Here is a 21,150-nt window from a genome sequence, read left to right on the forward strand (position 1 = left end):
GTTTATGAAAGCCGTTATCGTTGCCGCAGCACGAACTCCCATTGGTGCTTTTAATGGCGCTTTATCTTCCCTCAGTGCTGTTCAAATTGGGACACAATTATTGTCTGGTATGTTGGCAAAGCAGCCGCTACTCAAAGATCACATTGATGAGGTCATTTTAGGCCAAGTACTGGCAGCGGGTTGTGGTCAAAACCCAGCTCGTCAAACAGCGATTCATGCAGGATTACCAAAGCATGTATCTGCTATGACGATTAACAAGGTCTGTGGTTCGGGGTTAAAAGCCGTGCAACTGGCAGCGCAGGCTGTGTTGAATGGCGACGCTAAGATGGTGGTTGCTGGCGGACAAGAAAGCATGAGTCAAGCGGCACATGTATTACCCAATAGTCGCTCAGGCAAAAAAATGGGCAACTGGGAGCTGTTGGACTCCATGGTGACCGACGGCTTGTGGGATGCCTTTAACGATTATCACATGGGACAAACGGCTGAAAATATCGCCCAGCGTTGGGATATTAGCCGTGCAGAGCAAGACGCCTTTGCGGCAAACTCCCAGCAAAAAGCGGCGCAAGCTCAGGCCTCGGGTCGCTTTGTTGACGAGATTTTGCCCGTTTCCATTCCCCAGCGTAAAGGCGAGCCGCTTATGGTTGATGCGGACGAACAAATTCGCCTGGATACCACAGCGGAATCTCTTGGCAAATTGCGTGCGGCGTTTACCAACGACGGTACGGTTACGGCAGGTAATGCTTCTACGTTAAACGATGGTGCGGCCATGGTGATAGTCACTTCGGATGCAGAAGCCAAGCGCTTAGGGCTGCCAATTATTGCTGTGATTGACGCTGCGAGCAGTGCGGGAGTTGATCCTGACATTATGGGAACCGGTCCGATTGCAGCAACGCAAAAAGTGCTGAAAAAAGCCAATTGGCAAGTGGCGGATTTGGACCTAATTGAAGCCAATGAAGCGTTTGCGGTACAGGCTTTGTGTGTCAACAAAGAGCTTGGTTTGGATACCAGCAAGGTTAACGTCAATGGTGGTGCTGTTGCATTAGGTCATCCTATTGGCGCTTCTGGTTGTCGAATTCTGGTTACATTGCTCCATGAAATGCAACGTCAAGACCTTAAAAAAGGACTGGCGACCTTGTGCATTGGTGGCGGAATGGGCGTTGCTATGCTGGTGTCTCGTTAGAACGTTTTGCCAGAAAATGGAATCAATAAACGCAACAAGGTGAGGCAGAAAAGCAACGGCTATTAGTCTGTCTCGTTTTGTTGCTTTTGCTTTTTTCGTCCAATAAAAAATATAAAAAAACAGGATAAACCGATGAATAAAACTCTTGAACAAAAACAAACTGGCTTACAGAAAGTCAGTCAATTTTTTGTGGCGCTTTTACAGCGTTATCTACCCGATCCTTTCATTTTCGCTATAGTTTTAACCTTTGTAGTGTTTCTTTTTGTGATGCCGAGTACGGGTCAGGGTCCAATGCAAGTGGTGAATGCATGGGCGGGTGGCTTTTGGAATTTGCTGAGCTTTTCGATGCAGATGGCCATGGTCGTGGTAACCGGTCATGCCATGGCGAGTGCGCCAGCATTTAAACGTAAATTGGCCATGTTGGCAGGTGTAGCAACGACCCCAGGCCAAGCGATTATCTTGGTCACAGTGATCAGCGCAATGGCGTGTTGGGTGAACTGGGGATTTGGTTTGGTGGTGGGAGCTATCTTCGCCAAAGAAATCGCCGCTCGTGTAAAGGGCGTGGATTATCGTTTATTGATTGCTTCTGCTTACAGTGGCTTTTTGTTCTGGCATGGTGGCTTGTCGGGTTCCATTCCCTTGTCTATTGCGGGCGGTGCGAATATAGAGAAAGTCACTAATGGCGCGGTGACGGCTGCTATTCCAACCTCTGAGACTATTTTCTCCACGATGAACTTAACCATTTTGGCAGTGATGTTTGTCACGATTCCGTTATTGAATCGTTTGATGCACCCAGCGCCGCAAGACACCATTACGATTGACGCTGAATTGTTGAAAGAACCCGACGTTGACACACCCAATAAAGCCGACATGACGCCAGCGGAGCGTTTGGAAAATAGCCGTGTTTTATCGTTAGTGTTAGGCGTAATGGGCTTTGCTTACATTATTTATTATTTTATCGATAATGGTTTTGCACTGAATTTAAATCTGGTCAATTTTATCTTTTTGTTTTCTGCTATTTTACTGCATGGCACACCAAAAAGTTTGTTGATTTCGATTTCCCAAGGTGCACGAAACTGTTCTGGTATTTTGCTGCAGTTTCCATTTTACGCTGGCATCATGGGTATGATGACGGCAACGGGGGATTCTGGTGCGTCATTAGCGGGGGTGATTTCTCAGGCGTTTGTATCCATTTCTAATGAAACGACTTTTCCTCTATTTACCTTCTTGAGTGCCGGCATAGTGAACTTCTTTGTTCCTTCCGGTGGCGGTCAATGGGCGGTACAAGCGCCTATCATGATGCCAGCGGGCGCAGCGTTGGGTGTGGATGCTGCGAAAACCGCCATGGCGATTGCTTGGGGGGATGCGTGGACAAACATGATTCAACCATTCTGGGCATTGCCAGCGTTAGCTATTGCTGGGTTGGGTGCAAAAGACGTAATGGGTTATTGCTTGATGGCCTTGATCGGTTCTGGTGTGATTATTTCACTAGGTTTTTTGATTTTCTAAAAAATTTTAGTGTTGCTTTTGTGTAGAGCGCATGCAAAAAACCACTATTTGGGGAAACCTAAGTAGTGGTTTTTTACTTTTACTTATCCTCCACTTAGCTGGGTTTGCCGATGTCTTCAAGGTATTTAAAATGTGGCTTGTCCCCCGAATGTGTTGAAATGTTATAGATGTTATGTGTATGAATATTTTGTAAAAGTTCGATTTATAATGACGATCATTTTATTTTTTAACGGGTGCTTAATGATTGTCAAAAAGAACACACAGCTTGATACTGTTAAAGGGGGAGGGTTAAAAAAGTGTTTAGTTGCCGTTCTTCTTATGCTCGGTATGAATGCCTATGCTGATATCAATTTTGCATCTTTTACTCTAGATAACGATGTGTTTGTAGGGAAAGATAATGGCTACACTAACGGTATGTATTTTTCTTTTTACACAGTAGGAGGTCGATTAAGACCCAATTTTTTGGTTAGTCCACTTTTATGGACAATGCCAAGTGGATACGGATCAAATAGAATAAATGTACATAGTATAGGCCAGACATTAACGACTGCTGAGGACATTACCGAGGCAAATCCTCCGGCAGATGCTATCCCTTATTCAGGGTTATTGAAATATACCAATGCTCATATTATTGCAGGCCCTTACTATGCAGATTGGGTCAGTACTTCTATTGGTATTGTGGGTCCAGCAGCAAAGGGCAAAGAAACACAAACTGAATTTCATGCACTTATTGGTGCTGAAAAGCCGATGGGTTGGGATACGCAATTAAAGAATGAAATCGTTTTTGGCTTTTCGCGTGGCCGAGCTATTAGGGTGCTTGCATCTAGCTTGGATACAATGGATTTATTAGCAGGCGGACATGTGAGTCTTGGAACCATTGAAAGCGGAGGACGTTTAGGTCTCATGCTGCGCTATGGTCGAAACCTTAGAGACTCTTATTCAACAGTTTTATTAGCTAGCTCTAGAGCCGCTAACCCAATTGCTGTAAATAACGGTTGGTTTGTTTATGCCGGTGTATCGGCGAATTATGTTTTTAATCAAATTATGACGGATGGGAACACGTTTCGAGAGAGTCGCTCTATTGACTATGATCACCATTACAATACTTACATGACTGGTATTACTTACTCTATAGGTCAAGCGAGTTCTTTGTCATTTGCTTATCTATCCTCATTTTCAGAAGACGATACAGCGCGTAGTCGTCAAACAGAGCAGTTAAATCGTTTTGGAACATTGACTCTAGCTTGGCAATTTTAACTAGCTTTTGATGTGACGAACTTGTTTTTCCAAATGAAAAATTGAAGTCCTAACCGATTAAGATAATTGCAAAAAATAAGAACGCTTAAGACAAACTCCTTATAAAGCATCCTTATATGGCTAAATTGTGATATGTGCCACTCTTTGCAGTTTTAGTATCGAAGCCATTTTATAATACTCCCCATTTTCAGTATCAAATGGGTGAACGATGGTCGGTCGACAAGGGAAAAAATCTCCCCGTAATAACGGTACCTTGGTGTTTAAACACTATTTTTTGAGCATCTCTTTGTTATTCGGGTCTTCGGCTTACGCTGATACACATTGGTTGTCTGCGACATTAGACAATGACTTTTTTGTCAATGAAGACAATGGTTACACCAACGGAATCTATGTCTCTTATTTTGACGTTAATGACTCTCCTGATAAAGCACAACAACCTGGTTTTATGGTGAGGCCTTTGATGTGGAGTATGCCAAGTCAACATTCGAGAGCCTCGGTTAATATCTACAGTGGCGGTCAAACACTGACAACGCCCTATGATATCGAAGTAGAAGTGCCAGCAGAGGGAACCTTTCCTTATTCTGCGTTATTGAGTTTTACCAATACCTATATTGCTGTTATGCCTGATTATGCCGATAGGGTTGCCACCACCATTGGACTGGTTGGACCTCTCGCCATGGGAGAGCAAACTCAAAAAGCGGTTCACCGGGTGATCAGTGCTAAAAATCCAAGAGGGTGGGACACACAATTAGAAAATGAAGTGGTATTTGAGTTATCGCGTGGTCGAACTTGGCGGTCTTGGGTGTCCGATAGTGGCCATACAGACTTATTAACGGGCGCAGCAATGAGTGTTGGTACGTTAAGAAGTTCTGTTAGCAGTGGCTTCATGTTGCGATATGGGCGAAGTCTTGATGATTCCTTTTCTACTGTATTATTAGTTGACTCTAGAACGTCTAATCCCATTGCCGTCAGCAAAGGGTGGTTTGTTTTTGCAGGTGTTGAACTCGGTTATACATTCAACCAAATATTCACCGATGGTAATACTTTTCGTGATAGCCGTTCGATAGATTACGATCATAACAACAATATGTTCACTTCAGGAGTCACTTATTCTTGGGGAGATTCTGCTTTGTCTTTTGCCATCAATTCTCCTTTTAGCTTTAGTAGCGATGAGCATGACCGAGAAATGGATAAATATACTCGTTACGGCACGTTAACTTTTGCTTGGCAGATTTAACGGTGTGTGAGCATGCATAGAAAGCCTTCTTTACTTAAGTAAAGAAGGCTTTAGGGTGTCAGATACTCAGATAAAGCCAGTCAAATAGTTTTTCCATTCCAGTGTTTTACCATAATAGTAGCTGTGAGCGAGGCGTTGTAGCTTGCTGTCTTTTTCAACCACTAGCATTGGGTAGCCACTGACTTGCATTTTTGCCATTAATTGATGGCTTTGTTTTACCTGCATTAACATATTAGGTTCGGACTGGGCCATTTTTTCCTCCCAAATCGTTTTATCCAATCCCAACGAAACCGCTAGATCCGCTAAAATATTCAACTCATCTAAATGCTTACCATCTTGGTAATGCGCTTTTTGAATCGCTGCTAGCATCTTGTGTGCTTCGATGCCCATTTCTTGACCAACAAGAAAGGCGCGAGTTGTGGAATACGAATCCACTATAAAATCACCAGCGCCAGCAACTCTCGCTTTATAAGCATCGCCAAAGTGTACTTTCGTCATAGTGGCTATTTGACTGTCAGCCTGCAAAATATGCTGCCTAAAAGACGGATCAATTGCTCGTTTCGGAATCATGCCACCAGGGTGATAAGTGATTTCAAACTCAGACATTTCTGCCAAAATTTCGACTAAGGCTGTTGCGCCATAGCACCAACCACACATAGGATCGAAGAAGTAATGGACTCTTACCATTTCATTTCACCTTTATGGACTTTTGCTGCGATGTCTAGGTTCAACGCACCTTGCGCCTCTGGGTATTTCGCAGTCATGGTTTTAATCAATTCAGCACTGTTTTTACTGTCTTTTTTCGCTTTTTGAAAATCTGTGATGTAGTTAAGCGAGAAAGTAATGCTGTCTGCAGTCAACTCGGTACCTTGAGTCATATGACCAGGAATAACGGTTGTCGGTTTCAGCGCCAGCATTTCTTGCAACTGTGCTTTCCATGCAGCTTGACTCTCATCAGATTGTGCATCCGCCATCCATAGATGCATATTACCGAATACAGCAACGTTACCTAAAATAGCTTTATTTGTCGGAATCCAAAGGTAAGGGCGGTGAGCCAAAACGCCTTCAGTACCACGAATCTCAATTGTTTGACCGTCAACCGTTAAAGTAGACTGAGTGTAAGCCGTAGGAACGATAGGAGCTACTGGTGCGTTTGCCCCCATTTGAGGTCCCAAAAAGCCAATTTTCCTGCCAGTTTTTCTTCAATGATCTTTTTAACTGCAGGTGTCGTGATGATATCCGCTTGAGGGAAAATAGCGTGTAGCGTCTCGGCACCGAAGTAGTAATCGGGGTCCGCTTGGCTAATGAAAATCGTTTTTAGCTCTTTATTGGAATCCAATACTTTTGCAGCAATACGCAGTGCATCGGCTTTGGTGAATCCAGCATCAACAACCATGGCTTCGGTTTCGCCATAAACCAAAGTAGACGTAACACCAAAGCTGCTAGGAGCGGCATTATATACATCTAGTGTTAACGGCTTTGCGTCTGCCGCAAAAGCAGAATGAGCGATAAGTGCAGAAGCCGCCAATGTAATCAATTTTTTCATGTTTCTCTCCAAAGAGTGATTGTTTAATTTATGTGGTCATCATAGAGAATTGACGTGCTCGGAAAAATACACAAAAATGAGCATGATTGTTTCTTATATCGTGCAAGTGGGTGAGTAGAATTATGGACAGAGTGATAGCCGCTAAAGTTTTTATCGATGTTGCCCAATCGCGGAGCTTTTCCCGCACCGCAGACCGCTTGAATATGTCACGACCAATGGTGACGCGGTATATAGAAGCGATGGAGGATTGGTTAAAGATTCGTTTGTTGCATCGCACGACACGAAAAATATCCCTGACTAGCGCTGGTGAAGCCTGTTTAAAAGACGTCGAGCTTTGGTTGGAGCAAGCCGATAATTTTATATCCTTGGTGAATACCAGCGAGGAGTTGTCAGGCTTGGTGAGAATCACCTCGAGCATGTCGTTTGGTTTCTCCCAACTCATGCCAGCCATTCAAGATTTTATGACGCAGCATCCCAAACTTCATATTGATATGGATTTAGAAGACAGCGCTGCTGATTTAACCGAAAAAAGCATCGATCTTGCCATTCGAATCGCCTCGAACCCAGACCCTTCTTTAATTGGTAAGCCTATTGCTGTGTGTGAATCTGTGTTGGTGGCCTCTCCGGCTTACCTTGAAAAAGTACGGCAAACCCTAGGCGAAATCCAACATCCGCAAGACCTAATTAAGCACGATTGTTTGGGGTACAAAAACTTAGAGCGTCACATCTGGCACCTCTCCCAAAATGACCAATTTGAATCTGTCTCGTTGGACTGTCGTTTAAGCATTAACGAAGCAACAGCGCTTTTGCATGCCACATTAAATGGCATGGGCGTTTGTTTGCAACCCACTTATTTAGCGAGTCGTTATATTAACGATGGCAGCCTGTGCCATGTCTTACCGGAATGGAAACCCAAAGACCTAATTATCTACGCCCTGTATTCTTCTAGAAAACACTTATCGCCCAATGTTCGTGCCTTGATCGACCATCTGGAAAGCTACTTTGCCAAGCATCCTTGGTGAGAATTCAAGGGATATTCAATCAGCAGGGATTCCGCAAGTTGAATTGTCAGGGTAAACTGACAAACCAAGATGATGACATTAAGCGCAGAAGGGACTTTAGAACGCAATGACAATAACTCAATCTAATTTTGCTTTTCTAAAAGGTCACAACGACTTTCTTCTCTCTATCGCCCAAGCCGCTGAAAACAACTATCCAGACGACCCCAACACCACCTTAGTCAAACTGCGTATCTTTGGTGAGTCGGTGGCGAACCATCTTGGTAAGATATTTAACATCGAACCACAAGACACCCAGTTTAAACTGCTCGCTGAAATCCAAAAGAAAACCAACATAGATGAAAATATCATCAATGTCTTTCATAAGCTGCGCACCATTGGCAACGACGCGGTACACAAATACCACAATGACCTAAACGATGCCGAAATGTGCTTGCGCTTGGCGTTTCGTTTGGCGCTTTGGTATTACCGTTTAACAAGTAGTGACAAAGACTTCGCAGCGCCACTGTTCCAATTACCAAGCCAGCAAAATTCACAGGCCTACCTGCAAGAAATCGCCGCGTTAAAAGACGCCCTAGCACAAGCAGAAAAAGCCGCAGAGCAGCAAGAGCACAAAAGCCAAGCGGAAATAGACGCCCAACAGCGTGCACTGACCGAGCTACAAGGTCGTTTGTCGGTATTGGAAAGTGACCAGCAAGAAACCCAAGCGCAAAGCGAAGCGCGCATTGCCGCCCTAGAAACCCAGCTCAAGGCCAAAGAAGACGAATTAGCCAAGTTGAGCGAGCCAGATCGTCATATTTTCTACAAGACTACCGCCAAACAGGCCAGCCAAACTCCTCTCAATTTGGATGAGCAAGAAACGCGCTATTTGATCGATGAGCAACTGCGTCTTGCTGGCTGGGATGCGGACACTCAGCACCTCAAATACAGCAATGGCACGCGCCCAGTTATCGGTCGCAATATGGCCATTGCCGAATGGCCAACAGGCAAAGACGAAACAGGTAAGGTGGGCTTTGCCGATTATGTTTTGTTTGCAGGATTAATCCCCGTTGGTGTGGTGGAGGCCAAGCGTTATAACCAAGACGTAGCCGATAAACTCAACGAAGCTTACCGCTACAGCAAACACTTTGATTTACTCGCCTATCGAGAAGAATTAGCGAAGCGCGCCGCGAACGACGAGCAAATGATGGCCGCTGTCAGTGAGTTTAAAATCAATCAATACAATGCCACGGGCTATCAGATACCTTTTTGCTTTTCCGCTAATGGGCGCGGCTACAGTGCCGCCGTTAAAAGCAAAAGTGGCATTTGGTATCGAGACACACGCCTTGCCACCAACCAGCCAGACGCTTTACCCCAATGGTTCACCCCGAAAGAGCTACTAACCAAGCTAGAGCAAAATACCGGGCAGCTAAACAACTGGTTTGCCACCCATCAAGATATGAGCGAACTGGGGTTGCGTTACTACCAAGAAGACGCTGTGCGCGCGGTGGAAAACGCCGTGGTGTCGGGCAAGCGTAGCGCTTTATTAGCCATGGCGACGGGCACAGGCAAAACCCGAACCGCCATTGCCATTATGTATCGCATGATACAGTCCCAGCGTTTTAAACGCGTGCTTTTCTTGGTGGATCGTCGCTCGTTGGGTGAGCAAGCCCTTGCTTCCTTTGACGACACACGGATTCAAGAGCAAAGCTTTAACCGTATTTTCAACATCAAAGGCCTGACCGATCGCTTCCCCGAAGACAGTACCAAGATCCACGTTGCCACCGTGCAGTCACTGGTGAAACGCGTACTGCAAAGTGATGAATTTATCCCCGTGGGTTTGTACGATGCCATCATCATAGACGAAGCCCACCGTGGTTATATTCTGGACAAAGAGCAAACCGAAGGGGAGCTTGCCTTCCGCGATCAGCAGGACTACATCTCCGCTTATCGTCGTGTGATCGACCAGTTTGATGCCTTTAAATTGGCGCTCACCGCCACACCGGCGTTGCACACCACAGAGATCTTTGGCCGGCCGATTTTTAACTATTCTTACCGAACCGCCGTGATTGACGGCTATTTAAATGACTATCAACCGCCGATTAAGATCAACACCGAACTGAACACCAAAGGCATTGCCTTTGCCAAAGGGCAGCAGGTACAGCGCCTGACGGTGAATGGCGACCTACAGCTTGATCAGCTAGAAGACGAACAGAACTTCGAAGTAGACCAGTTTAACAAGCAAATTATCGCCCCCAGCTTTACCCAAGCCATTTGCCAAGAGCTGACCAATTGGCTTGACCCAAACGGCCAGCAGAAAACCCTCATTTTCTGTGTGAACAACGAACACGCGGATGCGGTGGTCGATGCGCTAAGAGAAGCCTTTAGACAATCTGGCAATCCGGCATTTGCCAACCTAGCACACAACGTCATTATCAAAATCACAGGCAATTCAGATAAAGACGCCAACAAGGTACAAAGCCTGATTACCCGCTACGAAAAAGATCGTTTACCAAATATTGTTGTCACCGTAGACCTGCTTACCACAGGCATTGATGTGCCCAGTATTTGTAACTTGGTGTTTTTACGCAAAGTGCGCAGCCGTATCTTGTACGAACAAATGAAAGGCCGTGCCACACGTTTGTGCCCCGACATAGGCAAAACCAACTTCCGTATTTTCGACGCTGTGGACTTATACCGCACGCTAGAATCCGTCGACACCATGCAAGCCGTGGTGGTGCGCCCAGAGGTCAGCCTGACCACCTTGGTAGCGGAAATCAGTGACGACAAAGCCTACGAGCTGATTGAAAGCAATGATCAATCTTTTGCACAAAACAGCCACGAACAGTTGGTGTCCAAACTACAGCGCGTCATTACCCAAGCCAATTACCAAAAATTGCGCAGCCGAGACGTAGAGCAGCAGATACAAAAACTCGACGAACGCTTGAAGAACGTCACCCGTTGCTCTTTTGCGGAACTGGGCAAAACCTTAAAAAGCCAAGGGGCGCGGGTCTCCGCTCAGTACTTTGCCGAGCTGCCTAACTTGGTTGAACAAATTGAAGACCTAAAACGCACCCTAAACAGCCTACGTGACCGCCCGATTTTTACCGACATTGCCGACAAGGTGATTGGCGTGGAAACCCTGTATGGTGATTACAACCAGCCAGACGACTTTTTGGATGCCTTTGATCGCCTAGTGCGTGACAACATTAACCAACTGGCGGCCTTGGATGCCGTGGTCAATCGCCCCCGCGATTTAACCCGCAAAGGGCTGGTGGAATTACAAGAATGGTTTGACGCCAAGCGCTTTGACGAATCCGCCTTGCAAACCGCATGGAAACAGAAAACCAACCAAGACATTGCCGCCAAACTGGTGGGGCACATTCGCCGCGCCAGCATGAAGAACCCACAGCTTTTGCCTTTTGATGTGCGGGTCGATCACGCCCTAGAAAAGATCAAAGCCGAGCGCGACTGGAACGCCGTGCAAGTCAAATGGCTAGATCGTCTTGCTAGCTCCATTAAAGACAAAGTCGTGCTGGACGACGACGTGTACAAAATCGGCAACTACCGACGAGACGGCGGCAAACGCCGCTTGCAAGACGCCCTAGACAACGAGCTGGACGAGATTCTGCAAAAATTTAACGAGTACATCTGGGACGAACTGGCCTAGGTGAGTATCATACTCGCCCATTATCCTCTTAATGCGCTTTAGCCCAACATCGGCTAAAGCGCTCTTATTTACTAGTGTTACAACATAGAGACGTTTTATGAACAACAACGAGCTGGTCGCCAAACTCTGGAAGCTGTGCGACAACTTACGCGATGGTGGCGTGTCCTACCAAAACTACGTGAACGAACTGGCTTCCTTGCTGTTTTTAAAAATGTGCGAACAAACCGGGCAAGAAGAAGAGTTACTGCCCGAAGGCTACCGCTGGAAAGATTTAAAAAGCAAAATCGGCATTGAACAGCACAGCTTTTACAAAACCTTATTAAACAAGCTGGATGGCGATCATCACGCCATCGTCCAAGCGATTTTCCTTAATGCCACAACGACTATTACCCAGCCCGCCCAATTGACCGAACTGATCGACAACATGGACAAGTTGGACTGGTACGACAACGATGGCAGCGGCAAAGGCCGTGATGACTTTGGTGATATGTACGAAGGCTTGCTACAGAAAAACGCCAACGAAACCAAATCTGGCGCAGGGCAATACTTCACGCCACGCCCCTTGATTAACGCCATTGTGAAGCTGATGAAGCCGCAACCGCGCGAGATCATCCAAGACCCTGCCGCAGGCACAGCAGGTTTCTTGATCGAAGCCGATAAATACATTAAAGATCAGACTAATAACTTAGAAGACTTGCCCGACGACATCCAAAAGTTCCAAATGGAGCGCGCTTTTATTGGTCTTGAATTAGTCCCCGAAACCCGTCGTCTTGCCCTAATGAACTGCTTGTTGCACGACATCGAAGGCGACAGCGAACACGGCGCTATTCACCTTGGCAACACCTTGGGTGCCGATGGGGAAGACATTCCCAAGGCTAACCTTGTATTGTCTAACCCGCCGTTTGGCAGCGCGTCCAGCAGCAACATTACCCGTAAATTTGTTCACCAAACGGGCAATAAACAATTGTGTTTTATGCAGCATATTATCGGAACGCTGGAACCCGGTGGCCGCGCCGCTGTGGTGATCCCAGATAATGTTCTGTTTGAAGGCGGCAAGGGCACCGACATTCGCCGCGACCTAATGAACAAATGCAACCTGCATACTATTCTGCGTTTGCCCACGGGCATTTTCTACGCCGCTGGGGTGAAAACCAACGTGCTGTTTTTCCAAAAAGGCACCCCAGACAACCCACATCAAGACACCCACTGCACCCAAGAAACGTGGGTGTACGACATGCGCACCAACATGCAAACCTTTGGCAAACGCCGCATGCTCACCGAAGCCCACTTTGATGCCTTTATTGCCGCCTACGGGGAAGACGCTAACGGCCAATCGCCACGGGAAGAGGGCGTTTTTACTGGGAAAAGCCAGCAACTCGGTGAAATCGAAGGGCTGAGTGAAGAGGAAGGCGTTGATAACGCCCGCTGGCGCAAATTCAGCCGTGACTACATTCGCGAGCAAAAAGGCGACAGCCTAGACATCACATGGCTTAAAGACCTCGAAGCCAGTAACTCGGAAAATCTCCCCGAGCCAGACGTATTGGCAGGCGAAGCCATGGCGGAACTCACCGAAGCCATGGGCGAACTTTACCAACTGATGCAAGCCCTCGGTGCCGACGACGAAGCCGAAGCGCAAAAGCAGCTTTTAGAGCAAGCCTTTGGTTTGGAAGAAAAAGCCGTCGAACAGAGCAAAGAGCAAGGTAATAAGAAAGGCCAAGGCGAACTATTTGGAGGCCAAGCGTGAGCGAATTGCCGAAAGGGTGGGTGTCCGTCAAGCTTGAAAGCGTTGTGGATAAAATTGTAGGTGGTGGAACGCCTAGCAAGTCTCAACCGTCCTACTTTATGGGAGATATTCCTTGGATGACTGTTAAGGATATGAATAAATCGTTCTTAACAGATACCGTTGATCATATAACTCAAGAAGCAGTCGAAAATAGCAGTACGAATATTATTCCAGCTGGGACACCTATTGTAGCGACAAGGATGAGTTTAGGAAAAATTATCAGAGCAAGTTTTGACTCAGCCATCAATCAAGACCTAAAAGCACTTTTTATCAATCAGGAAGTGAATCAATATTATTTTGAACATTGGTATCGCTCTCAAGGAATGAAAATTGAATCTTTAGGAACGGGAACAACAGTAAAAGGCATTCGGTTAGAAGTTCTTAAAGACCTTGACTTTCCTCTTGCTCCCCTAGCCGAGCAAAAACGCATCGTCGAAAAACTGGATCAAGTTTTGGCGCAGGTGGACACCATCAAAGCCCGCCTCGACGGCATCCCCGCCATTCTCAAACGCTTCCGCCAATCTGTCCTCGCCGCCGCCGTAAGTGGGAAATTGACCGAGGAGTGGAGGGGAGGAGTTAAAGCAGGTTACAAAGATCTTAAAGTAGATGATATTGCTTGTAAGCAGAGATATTCATTAGGAATTGGGCCTTTTGGAAGTAATCTTAAAGTTGATGATTATGAATCACAGGGCCACCCTTTAGTTTTTGTAAGAGAAATTCGTTCTAAAGTATTTGATTCAGATAAAACTAAATTTGTTTCTGATTCCAAGTTTGAAGAACTTAAAGCTCACAGAGTAAAGCCGGGAGATATCCTAATTACAAAAATGGGAGATCCACCAGGTGATATTGCGATATATCCAAATGATAGACCGGAAGCTGTTATCACTGCAGACTGTATAAAATTAACTGTCAATCCAGTTACTGCACTTACCAAATACGTTGCTTACGCAATGCAATCTAGTTTATTTCAAAAAGCAATTTCGGCTATTTCTGCTGGTGTAGCTCAACAAAAAGTTAATTTGAAGAAGTTTCGGGTTCTATATCTTCCAGTACCATCCTTAGAAGAACAAACCGAAATCATCCGCCTTGTGGATCAATACTTTGCCTTTGCCGACACCATCGAAAAACAAGTGCAAAAAGCCCAACAGCGGGTCGATAAACTGACCCAATCGATCCTCGCCAAGGCGTTTCGTGGTGAACTGGTGCCGCAAGATCCGACCGACGAACCCGCCGACGAATTGCTCAAACGCATCGCCGCCGCCCGCGCCGAAAGTGAAGCCCTTGCCAAGGCCGCGAAGAAAGTTGGGCAGAAAAAGTAACCTAATCTATGCCAAATAAAGACATAAACTCTGAGAATACAAGTAAGGATACGTGGGTGCAGACCAAGCAATGGTTATCTTATTGGCGTAACTCGTTAGCGGATGCTGAGAGCGGCAAAGGGGCTCTCAGTAAAAGTGATATTGAAGGATTAGCTAAGGTTGATCTAAGTGTTTTTAAAGAAGGTTGTTTAGTAGCTGACTCTGATTTGCTCGCCACATTGTTTCATAATGAAGCGGAAGATACTCAGCTTGTGCAAGTCGTGTTTCGACCCATGGTTCATAAGGTTCGCTTAGAGCATGGTAAGAAAAAATCGTCATTATACCCTGACTATGTAGCGCCGTTAATTTGTCGGCTGTGGGTTAGCCGAACTGGGCATTTTGTACCTGCTGCGTATCCTGTCATCCCTAGAGATATCTTAAGCCCATTACCTGAAGACAGCTTTACTCTTCTTTCGGTCGAGAAACAGGATGAATTTTTAACCAAGCATGAGCCTAAATATTGGCCTTATGATGAAGCGGTTAATTTATTAGAAGACGAGGGTGCGACATTCTGGCAAAGCTATTGTGATGTGGCGCGCGAATTGCTGAAGCTTTGCGATCGAGAGCTGTTACAAGATAACTTTATGAGGCTGGAGAATGCTTATCTTGTTAAATCTCAGGCGCAAATGGGGGCATCGCGTCACATAATCGAACTTTATGATTGGTTATCGAAAGAGAAATCGTCCCTGCCATTATTAACTCAGTATGCGGCTACGGATCGCCCACCTCTTATACCCTGTATGACAAGCCAACAAAGCTTTCAGCATCGATTGGGACATGGAAGCTCTCAATATCCTCTTGCGTTGGCTCAGCGAGATGCACTCGGGCAGGTATTAGCAATGAAAGAGGGTGAAATCTTGGCGGTAAATGGGCCACCAGGAACAGGTAAAACGACCTTCGTTTTATCTTTAGTGGCATCCAGTTGGGTGCAAGCTGCCATAGATCAGTCAGAACCTCCGCTAATTGTCGCAGCATCCACTAATAACCAAGCTGTTACTAATATTTTAGAAGCCTTCGAAAAGGGTTTTGAAATGACAAAAGGCCCTTTTGGTGGGCGCTGGCTATCAACAATGAAGAGCTATGGTGGGTATTTTCCTGCTCGAAGTAAGGAAGCAAAGGAAGCCCAGCATTATCAAACAGTCAGCTTTTATAAAGAAATAGAACGCCCAGACGTTGTAAGTCAGGCAGAAGAGGACTTTTTAGAAAATGCCCGTGCGGCGTTTGATGATGACTCTTTACTAAGCGTTAACAAGGTGAAAAAGCGCCTTCATGCTGGTTTGTTAGCTGCCTATCAATCTTTGGAAGAGGTATTAGCCGTATGGCAAACGAAGTTTGATAGCGAAGTGGCATGGCGAGCAATAGATCTTGATCCAGAAGCGTTTATCGTTAAAAAACAAACCGAGTTAGATGGTTTATTAACGCTGAAGTCTGTCATTAAACAGGACTTGAATAAATGGCGTCATTTTTGTGCTGATGAGTCTTGGATGTTGTCCTTGTTGAGTTTCCTTCCTTTGGTTGCACGTAAACGCCGATTAAGAAGAGAGCTTTTTATTGAGGCTAACATTAGTGAGGGCGGTCAGCGCCGAATTAAAGACGCTGATGGTTCATCTGAACAAACAGTCGAACGAGTTTTAAAACAATATTTAGATGATCAAACTCAGATATGCGACGCGTATCAAGCGGATATTCAAGGATTACAAACGATAAAAGCGAATTTTGAAAAAGCGAAAGAATCGTTTGCAGCACTTTGGTCTCGGTTAGACATGACACAGCCTGTCCCTGATTCTTTTGATGAATTAGATTGTGTTTTGGATGTTTCGTTACGGTTTACTCTTTTTCAATTGGCAACTCATTACTGGGAAGCCCGTTGGTTAGAAGATTGTGCCGAGCAACATAAAGTATTGAAGCAGCAGGCGAATACAGGAAAAGAAAAAACTGGAAGAAAAGCCGTGCGTCAGCGTTGGCAACGTCGAATGAAGTTAACCCCCTGTGTTGTGTCGACGCTTTATGCTTTGCCCAGCCATATGACACATCAGGTTTTTGAAGGTGACGCTCAGTACCGTAAAGAATACTTAACGCAAGAAATTGATCTGTTAATTATTGATGAAGCGGGACAAGTAGCACCAGAAGTCGCTGGAGCTTCAATCAGTTTGGCTAAGCGTGCGGTGATGATTGGCGATGTTTCTCAAATTAAGCCAGTTGTTGGGGTGACGCCTTCCGTTAATTTGGGCAATTTGTTTGCTAATAATTTAATGGCTTCACAAGAAGAGTATGAGCTTTTAAAAGCATCTGGTCGATCTGTGGTTGGTGGAAGTGCTATGCACGTGGCACAAGCGTCTAGTCAATACCATTATCTATCCCAAGCTGAACTCGGTATGTATTTACGTGAACATCGTCGTTGTTTAGAGCCTATTATCTCGTTCTGCAATGACCTTTGCTATGAAGGATTATTACAGCCATTAAGAAATACAGCTGCAGTAGATTCTCAGATCCCTCCTTTTGCTTACGTCCATGTCGATGGTCGTTCAGAGCGGTTGTCGTCTGGTAGTCGAGTAAATGAGTTGGAGGCAATCACTATTGCCGAGTGGCTTCGAAGTGAGAAGGATCGTCTTGAAAGCGCTCATGGCCTGCCATTGGCGAAAATTGTCGGTATCGCTTCGCCTTTCAAAGCACAATCTGAGCTTATTAAAGAAAAATGCCAAGAGCTTGGTATTGAAGTGGGAAGTAACGCTGAAGCCGTGACAGTCGGAACTGTTCACGCATTGCAGGGGGCGGAACGCCCGGTTGTTATATTCTCTATGGTTTATTCTAGACATGCGGATGGAACATTCATTGATCAGGATCCTTCAATTTTGAATGTGGCTGTTTCTAGAGCAAAAGACAGTTTTGTTGTATTTGGCGATATGGAAGTCATCACTCATGCCGCTACGGGAACACCGAGAGCATTACTGGCAAGATATTTGTTGCAGGATGAAGACAGTCAACTGGTTTTTCGCGTCAATAAGGCGCGGCCAGATTTACTTAAATTTTGTAAGGAACCAAAATTAATTAGTAATTCTGAAGACCACGACCAATGGTTAAAAGAAGTCTTACAGCATGCTCAAAAAAGAGTCGCTATTGTATCGCCTTGGTTATCTTTGGATAAATTAAGAGAAGCGGGCTTTATTGACGCATTTAAGGATGCCATAACACGTGGAGTGGAGGTTATCGTTTATACAGATCGCTATTTTAATACCCAATCTAATAATCGTTCTGATACTGCAAAAAGTAATCTATTTGAGGAAAACTGTTCTGAATTGATGGGTTATGGTGTTGTTGTCAAGGTGGTGGAGAAAGTGCATAGCAAACTCGTTATGGGGGATGATGTTTATCTATGTGTTGGATCTTATAACTGGGCAAGTGCTGTTAGAGAAGGGAAGTATAAAAATATGGAGACTTCTTTGGCTTATACTGGCTCATTGCATGAAGAAATAAGCACACAACTTAGTGTATTAAATAGTCATGTTTATAAAGAAGAAATTTAAGGGATGATATTCATGTAAATGATTTGAATCTTACCGTGTACATAAAAGCGAGTGAGTAATATTTCTATCTTAATCTATTGCGCTTTTTCGTAGACAGTCACCCCAGATTCTCGAATCTGTTTCAACAGGGCTTGGTTGGTGAGGTTGTTTTCATCAACTAAGTCGATCAGGTATGGGCTGTTTAAATCGCCTAGTCTAATAATGACAGAGTATGCTGTTCCAACCGGCTAATATCCTAATCCTGATGATATTGCTGAACACATTTCTTTCCCTGTTCGTTATCCAAAAGAATTAAGCATTTGCACGCTTATCAGAGCATCAGCCGTTCGCGGGTTTCGGCTTCAATGTCTGATAGGGCTTCTTTCATACAGGTTGAGGCGAGTTTGATTATGGCGTTGTCGGATTCTTCTGAGTGCATGAGTGCGATGCCGCTGGGGCGGCTTGGGTTTTTGAGGGGAACGATTTGTACGTTTTTGGTGCTCAGCAATACGGTTGACGCGGGTACAATGGCCACTCCAAGCCCAGAACTGACGAGGTCTAATACGCCGTATATGGTACTGGCTTCGCATTGAGTCTTTGGGAAAAAGCCTGCATCGATACACAATCCAATGATTTGGTCGTAGTAGGCATGCGCAATGAAACGGGTGAAGAAAACAAATGGCTCATGTTCTGCTTGGTTCAGTGTTAACGATTTTTGCTTAGCTAGAGGATGATGTAGAGGCAACGCTAGGCAAAAAGGGTCATTAAGCTCAGCGACGATGTTGGTATTATTTCGTGTGACTGTGGAAGGTCGTGCAATGCCGACATCAATTTTGTGTTCTTCAATGGCGGTAATTTGCTCTGCCGTGACCATTTCTTTGACTTTGATTTCGATATTAGGCCGCAGACTGCGAAGTTTGCTGATCAATTTGGGCAATACGGTGTGACTGGCAGAAGGGACGAAGCCAATGCTGAGGAGGCCACCGTGTTCGTTGTCTTCATGTTTCGCGAGATCTTTGGCTCGCTCAATGTGGTTCAGGATGGCTTTTGATTCTTCTAAGAAGCGAATGCCAGCTTGGGTGAGTCGCACGCCCCTGGGTAATCGCGTTAATAAGGGGACGCCCACTTCTTCCTCTAACTGTTTAATTTGCATAGATAAAGGCGGTTGAGAAATGAATAGCTTTTCCGCTGCGGCAGAGAAGCTACCGCTTTCTGCGACGGTAATAAAATAACGTAAATGTCTTAATTCCATGTTTTACCTATATCTTTAATATATAGAAAGCATACTAAATTGATATTTGTTATATATCAATTGAATGTCAGATACTGCTTCCCACAATAATGAATTTTTCCATGCCTCCTTTTGTAAGGTGTGCCATGGAGCTTTGTGATGATTGGGGATAGATCTGATGCTTGCGTTAAGAAAGTCGAAGCCTGAATTGGGCATTGAGTTAACTGAGGTTCCTGAGTTGGGCTTGCCTGAGGCAAAGGAAGTTCGTATTTCGGTTTTGGCAGCAGGCATCTGCGGTAGTGATTTGCATGTTTATGAGTGGACGAAGAGCTACGAATGGATGCGTTCTAAATTGCCCGTTACTCTCGGTCATGAGTTTGTGGGTGAGATCAATGCCATTGGCGCTGAGGTTCAAGGACTAAAAGTTGGACAGCGGGTTGTTGTTCGTCCGTCTGTAACCTGTGGTGAGTGTGCGGCTTGTAAGGCGAATAATCCTGATGGTTGTCGTACCCGTGATAGCATTGGAATGCTTCGTGATGGTGGTTTTGCTCGCCAAGTCTTTGTGCCTGAAAAAAATTGCTTGGTTATTCCTGACTCCTTACCTGCAGACATTGCGGCGTTAACCGAACCTTTCACTATTGCCGCGCAAGCGGTGAATATCGCGGAACTCAAACCAAATCAAAAGGTAGCCGTGTTTGGTCCTGGCACGATTGGTCAAGCCATTGCTGTGTTAGCCAAAGAGGCGGGCTGTCGTGTGACTGTCATTGGTAAAAATGATGCGTTCCGTCTTCAAAGTACCCGCGAAGTGGGAATCGAAAGCACCTTGGATTGGGACGATGCGGACTTTGATGCGCGTTTAAATAGCCTGATTAGTGATGGCGCTTTTGATGTTGTATTTGAAGCCGCAGGCGCTGCCCCCGTGTTGGCTAAGGCGATGTCAATCCTTGAGCCAAACGGCGTTTTGGTGGTGGCGGGAATATATGGGCAAGATGTGCCTGTGGACCTGACCAGTCTGGTGCGTAAACAATTTCAGATTAAAGGTTCGTTCCGTCCTTTAGAAAGTATTTGGCCGCAGATGGTTGCATTCTTGTGTCAACATGCCGACCGCTTAAAACCCATGGTGTCTCATGTTTTGCCTCTTGAGCGCGGCGAAGAGGGCTTTCGATTATCGATCGCGGGCAAAGCAACCAAAATCGTGATAAAGCCGGAGTAGCCATGCGTTGTGATGGAAAAGGCGTGCTCGCTCTTTGGAACGATACTGAGCCTACGTTGGATCAAGAATACAATGAATGGCATGCCGGTGAGCATGTGCCTGAGCGTTTAACAGTACCCGGTATGCTCAATGCTTATCGTTATAAAAATGCAGAAAATACCTTGTATCCATATTTTACGCTCTATGAAATGCGTGATCTTTCTACATTGGAGACGCCAGAGTACAAGCGTTTGTTGTCTCATCCGACGCCTTGGTCGCAAAAAATGCGTCAACATTTTAAACATATCCGACGGGTGGTGTGTCAGGGCATTGAATCGTCGCCCAATCTTGGTGAGCCTGCGCAAGCCTTGTTGGTTATTACGGTGGCGGCTGCACAGTTGTCGCCGCATGTTTTTAAGGAGAAATGCCTAGCCCGCTTTGCTGAGCAGGTAAAGTCGTGGCGTTTTGCCATGGAGGATACGGCGGTAGCGGCACTGCCTTGGGCGCCACACAAGGAGGCTAAAGACGTGCAAAAAATGCTTGTGTTAGTCGAGGTGGAGGATGCCGAGCCGCTTTGTAACCAGCTTTCAGAGCTTTTTACTAATTTGGAAATCAATCAATTCACTTTAGAGCGATATGATTTTCTAAATCAATTCAAAACAAAAACAAATTATTGAATGAGGATA

Annotated in this window: 15 protein-coding genes; 11 read left to right on the top strand and 4 right to left on the bottom strand. The window is 45.5% G+C overall.

All coding sequences use genetic code 11. The annotated features are described in order from the left end of the window. Positions 1-4: 4 nt before the first annotated feature. From AC0L6V_RS01505 to AC0L6V_RS01520, 4 genes are all read left to right on the top strand, one after another. On the top strand, positions 5-1,180 hold the full coding sequence (locus tag AC0L6V_RS01505; protein ID WP_265216971.1) for an acetyl-CoA C-acetyltransferase: 1,176 nt from the start codon (positions 5-7) through the stop codon (positions 1,178-1,180). A gap of 132 nt (positions 1,181-1,312) precedes the next feature. After that, positions 1,313-2,689, top strand: coding sequence for a short-chain fatty acid transporter (locus AC0L6V_RS01510; RefSeq protein WP_265216972.1), 1,377 nt, complete (start codon positions 1,313-1,315; stop codon positions 2,687-2,689). A gap of 240 nt (positions 2,690-2,929) precedes the next feature. Continuing rightward, positions 2,930-3,946: a lipid A deacylase LpxR family protein gene (locus tag AC0L6V_RS01515; protein WP_409419258.1), complete on the top strand. Its 1,017-nt coding sequence runs from the start codon at positions 2,930-2,932 to the stop codon at positions 3,944-3,946. A gap of 208 nt (positions 3,947-4,154) precedes the next feature. Next, complete coding sequence (locus AC0L6V_RS01520; protein ID WP_265216974.1) at positions 4,155-5,183, top strand: lipid A deacylase LpxR family protein; 1,029 nt, start codon at positions 4,155-4,157, stop codon at positions 5,181-5,183. A 66-nt stretch (positions 5,184-5,249) separates the two neighbouring features. On the opposite strand, the gene AC0L6V_RS01525 is transcribed toward AC0L6V_RS01520, so the two are convergent. The 3 genes from AC0L6V_RS01525 to AC0L6V_RS01535 are packed head-to-tail and all read right to left on the bottom strand — an operon-like array spanning position 5,250 to position 6,729. Beyond that, positions 5,250-5,870: a DsbA family protein gene (locus AC0L6V_RS01525; RefSeq protein WP_265216975.1), complete on the bottom strand. Its 621-nt coding sequence runs from the start codon at positions 5,868-5,870 to the stop codon at positions 5,250-5,252. Further along, positions 5,864-6,346 (bottom strand): MBL fold metallo-hydrolase, encoded by a 483-nt coding sequence (locus AC0L6V_RS01530; RefSeq protein ID WP_265216976.1) that lies wholly within the window; start codon positions 6,344-6,346, stop codon positions 5,864-5,866. Before AC0L6V_RS01530 ends, AC0L6V_RS01525 begins: the two co-directional genes overlap by 7 nt. Continuing rightward, positions 6,325-6,729 carry an MBL fold metallo-hydrolase gene (locus tag AC0L6V_RS01535; RefSeq protein ID WP_418138706.1) on the bottom strand — a complete coding sequence of 135 codons (405 nt, stop codon included), beginning with the start codon at positions 6,727-6,729 and terminating at the stop codon, positions 6,325-6,327. The genes AC0L6V_RS01530 and AC0L6V_RS01535 overlap by 22 nt, the downstream gene beginning before the upstream one ends. Before the next feature lie 122 nt (positions 6,730-6,851). Between AC0L6V_RS01535 and AC0L6V_RS01540 the strand changes: the two genes are divergently transcribed. From AC0L6V_RS01540 to AC0L6V_RS01560, 5 genes are all read left to right on the top strand, one after another. After that, complete coding sequence (locus AC0L6V_RS01540; RefSeq protein WP_265216978.1) at positions 6,852-7,751, top strand: LysR family transcriptional regulator; 900 nt, start codon at positions 6,852-6,854, stop codon at positions 7,749-7,751. 106 nt (positions 7,752-7,857) lie between these two features. After that, entirely contained in the window at positions 7,858-11,397 is a 3,540-nt protein-coding gene (gene hsdR, locus AC0L6V_RS01545; protein WP_265216979.1) for a type I restriction-modification system endonuclease, read from the top strand. A 97-nt stretch (positions 11,398-11,494) separates the two neighbouring features. After that, on the top strand, positions 11,495-13,141 hold the full coding sequence (locus AC0L6V_RS01550) for an N-6 DNA methylase (protein ID WP_321160236.1): 1,647 nt from the start codon (positions 11,495-11,497) through the stop codon (positions 13,139-13,141). Continuing rightward, a complete protein-coding gene (locus AC0L6V_RS01555; RefSeq protein WP_265216980.1) occupies positions 13,138-14,499 on the top strand; it encodes a restriction endonuclease subunit S in 1,362 nt (453 codons plus the stop codon). Before AC0L6V_RS01550 ends, AC0L6V_RS01555 begins: the two co-directional genes overlap by 4 nt. A 56-nt stretch (positions 14,500-14,555) precedes the next feature. After that, positions 14,556-18,062 carry an AAA domain-containing protein gene (locus AC0L6V_RS01560; protein WP_265216981.1) on the top strand — a complete coding sequence of 1,169 codons (3,507 nt, stop codon included), beginning with the start codon at positions 14,556-14,558 and terminating at the stop codon, positions 18,060-18,062. A 310-nt stretch (positions 18,063-18,372) separates the two neighbouring features. On the opposite strand, the gene AC0L6V_RS01565 is transcribed toward AC0L6V_RS01560, so the two are convergent. Beyond that, positions 18,373-19,293 (bottom strand): LysR family transcriptional regulator, encoded by a 921-nt coding sequence (locus AC0L6V_RS01565; RefSeq protein WP_265216982.1) that lies wholly within the window; start codon positions 19,291-19,293, stop codon positions 18,373-18,375. A 157-nt stretch (positions 19,294-19,450) separates the two neighbouring features. Between AC0L6V_RS01565 and AC0L6V_RS01570 the strand changes: the two genes are divergently transcribed. Further along, complete coding sequence (locus AC0L6V_RS01570) at positions 19,451-20,485, top strand: zinc-dependent alcohol dehydrogenase (protein WP_265216984.1); 1,035 nt, start codon at positions 19,451-19,453, stop codon at positions 20,483-20,485. Positions 20,486-20,487: 2 nt separating this feature from the next. Then, entirely contained in the window at positions 20,488-21,141 is a 654-nt protein-coding gene (locus AC0L6V_RS01575) for a DUF4286 family protein (RefSeq protein ID WP_265216985.1), read from the top strand. Positions 21,142-21,150 lie beyond the last annotated feature (9 nt).

The organism is Marinomonas sp. G8-14 (genome assembly GCF_055808935.1).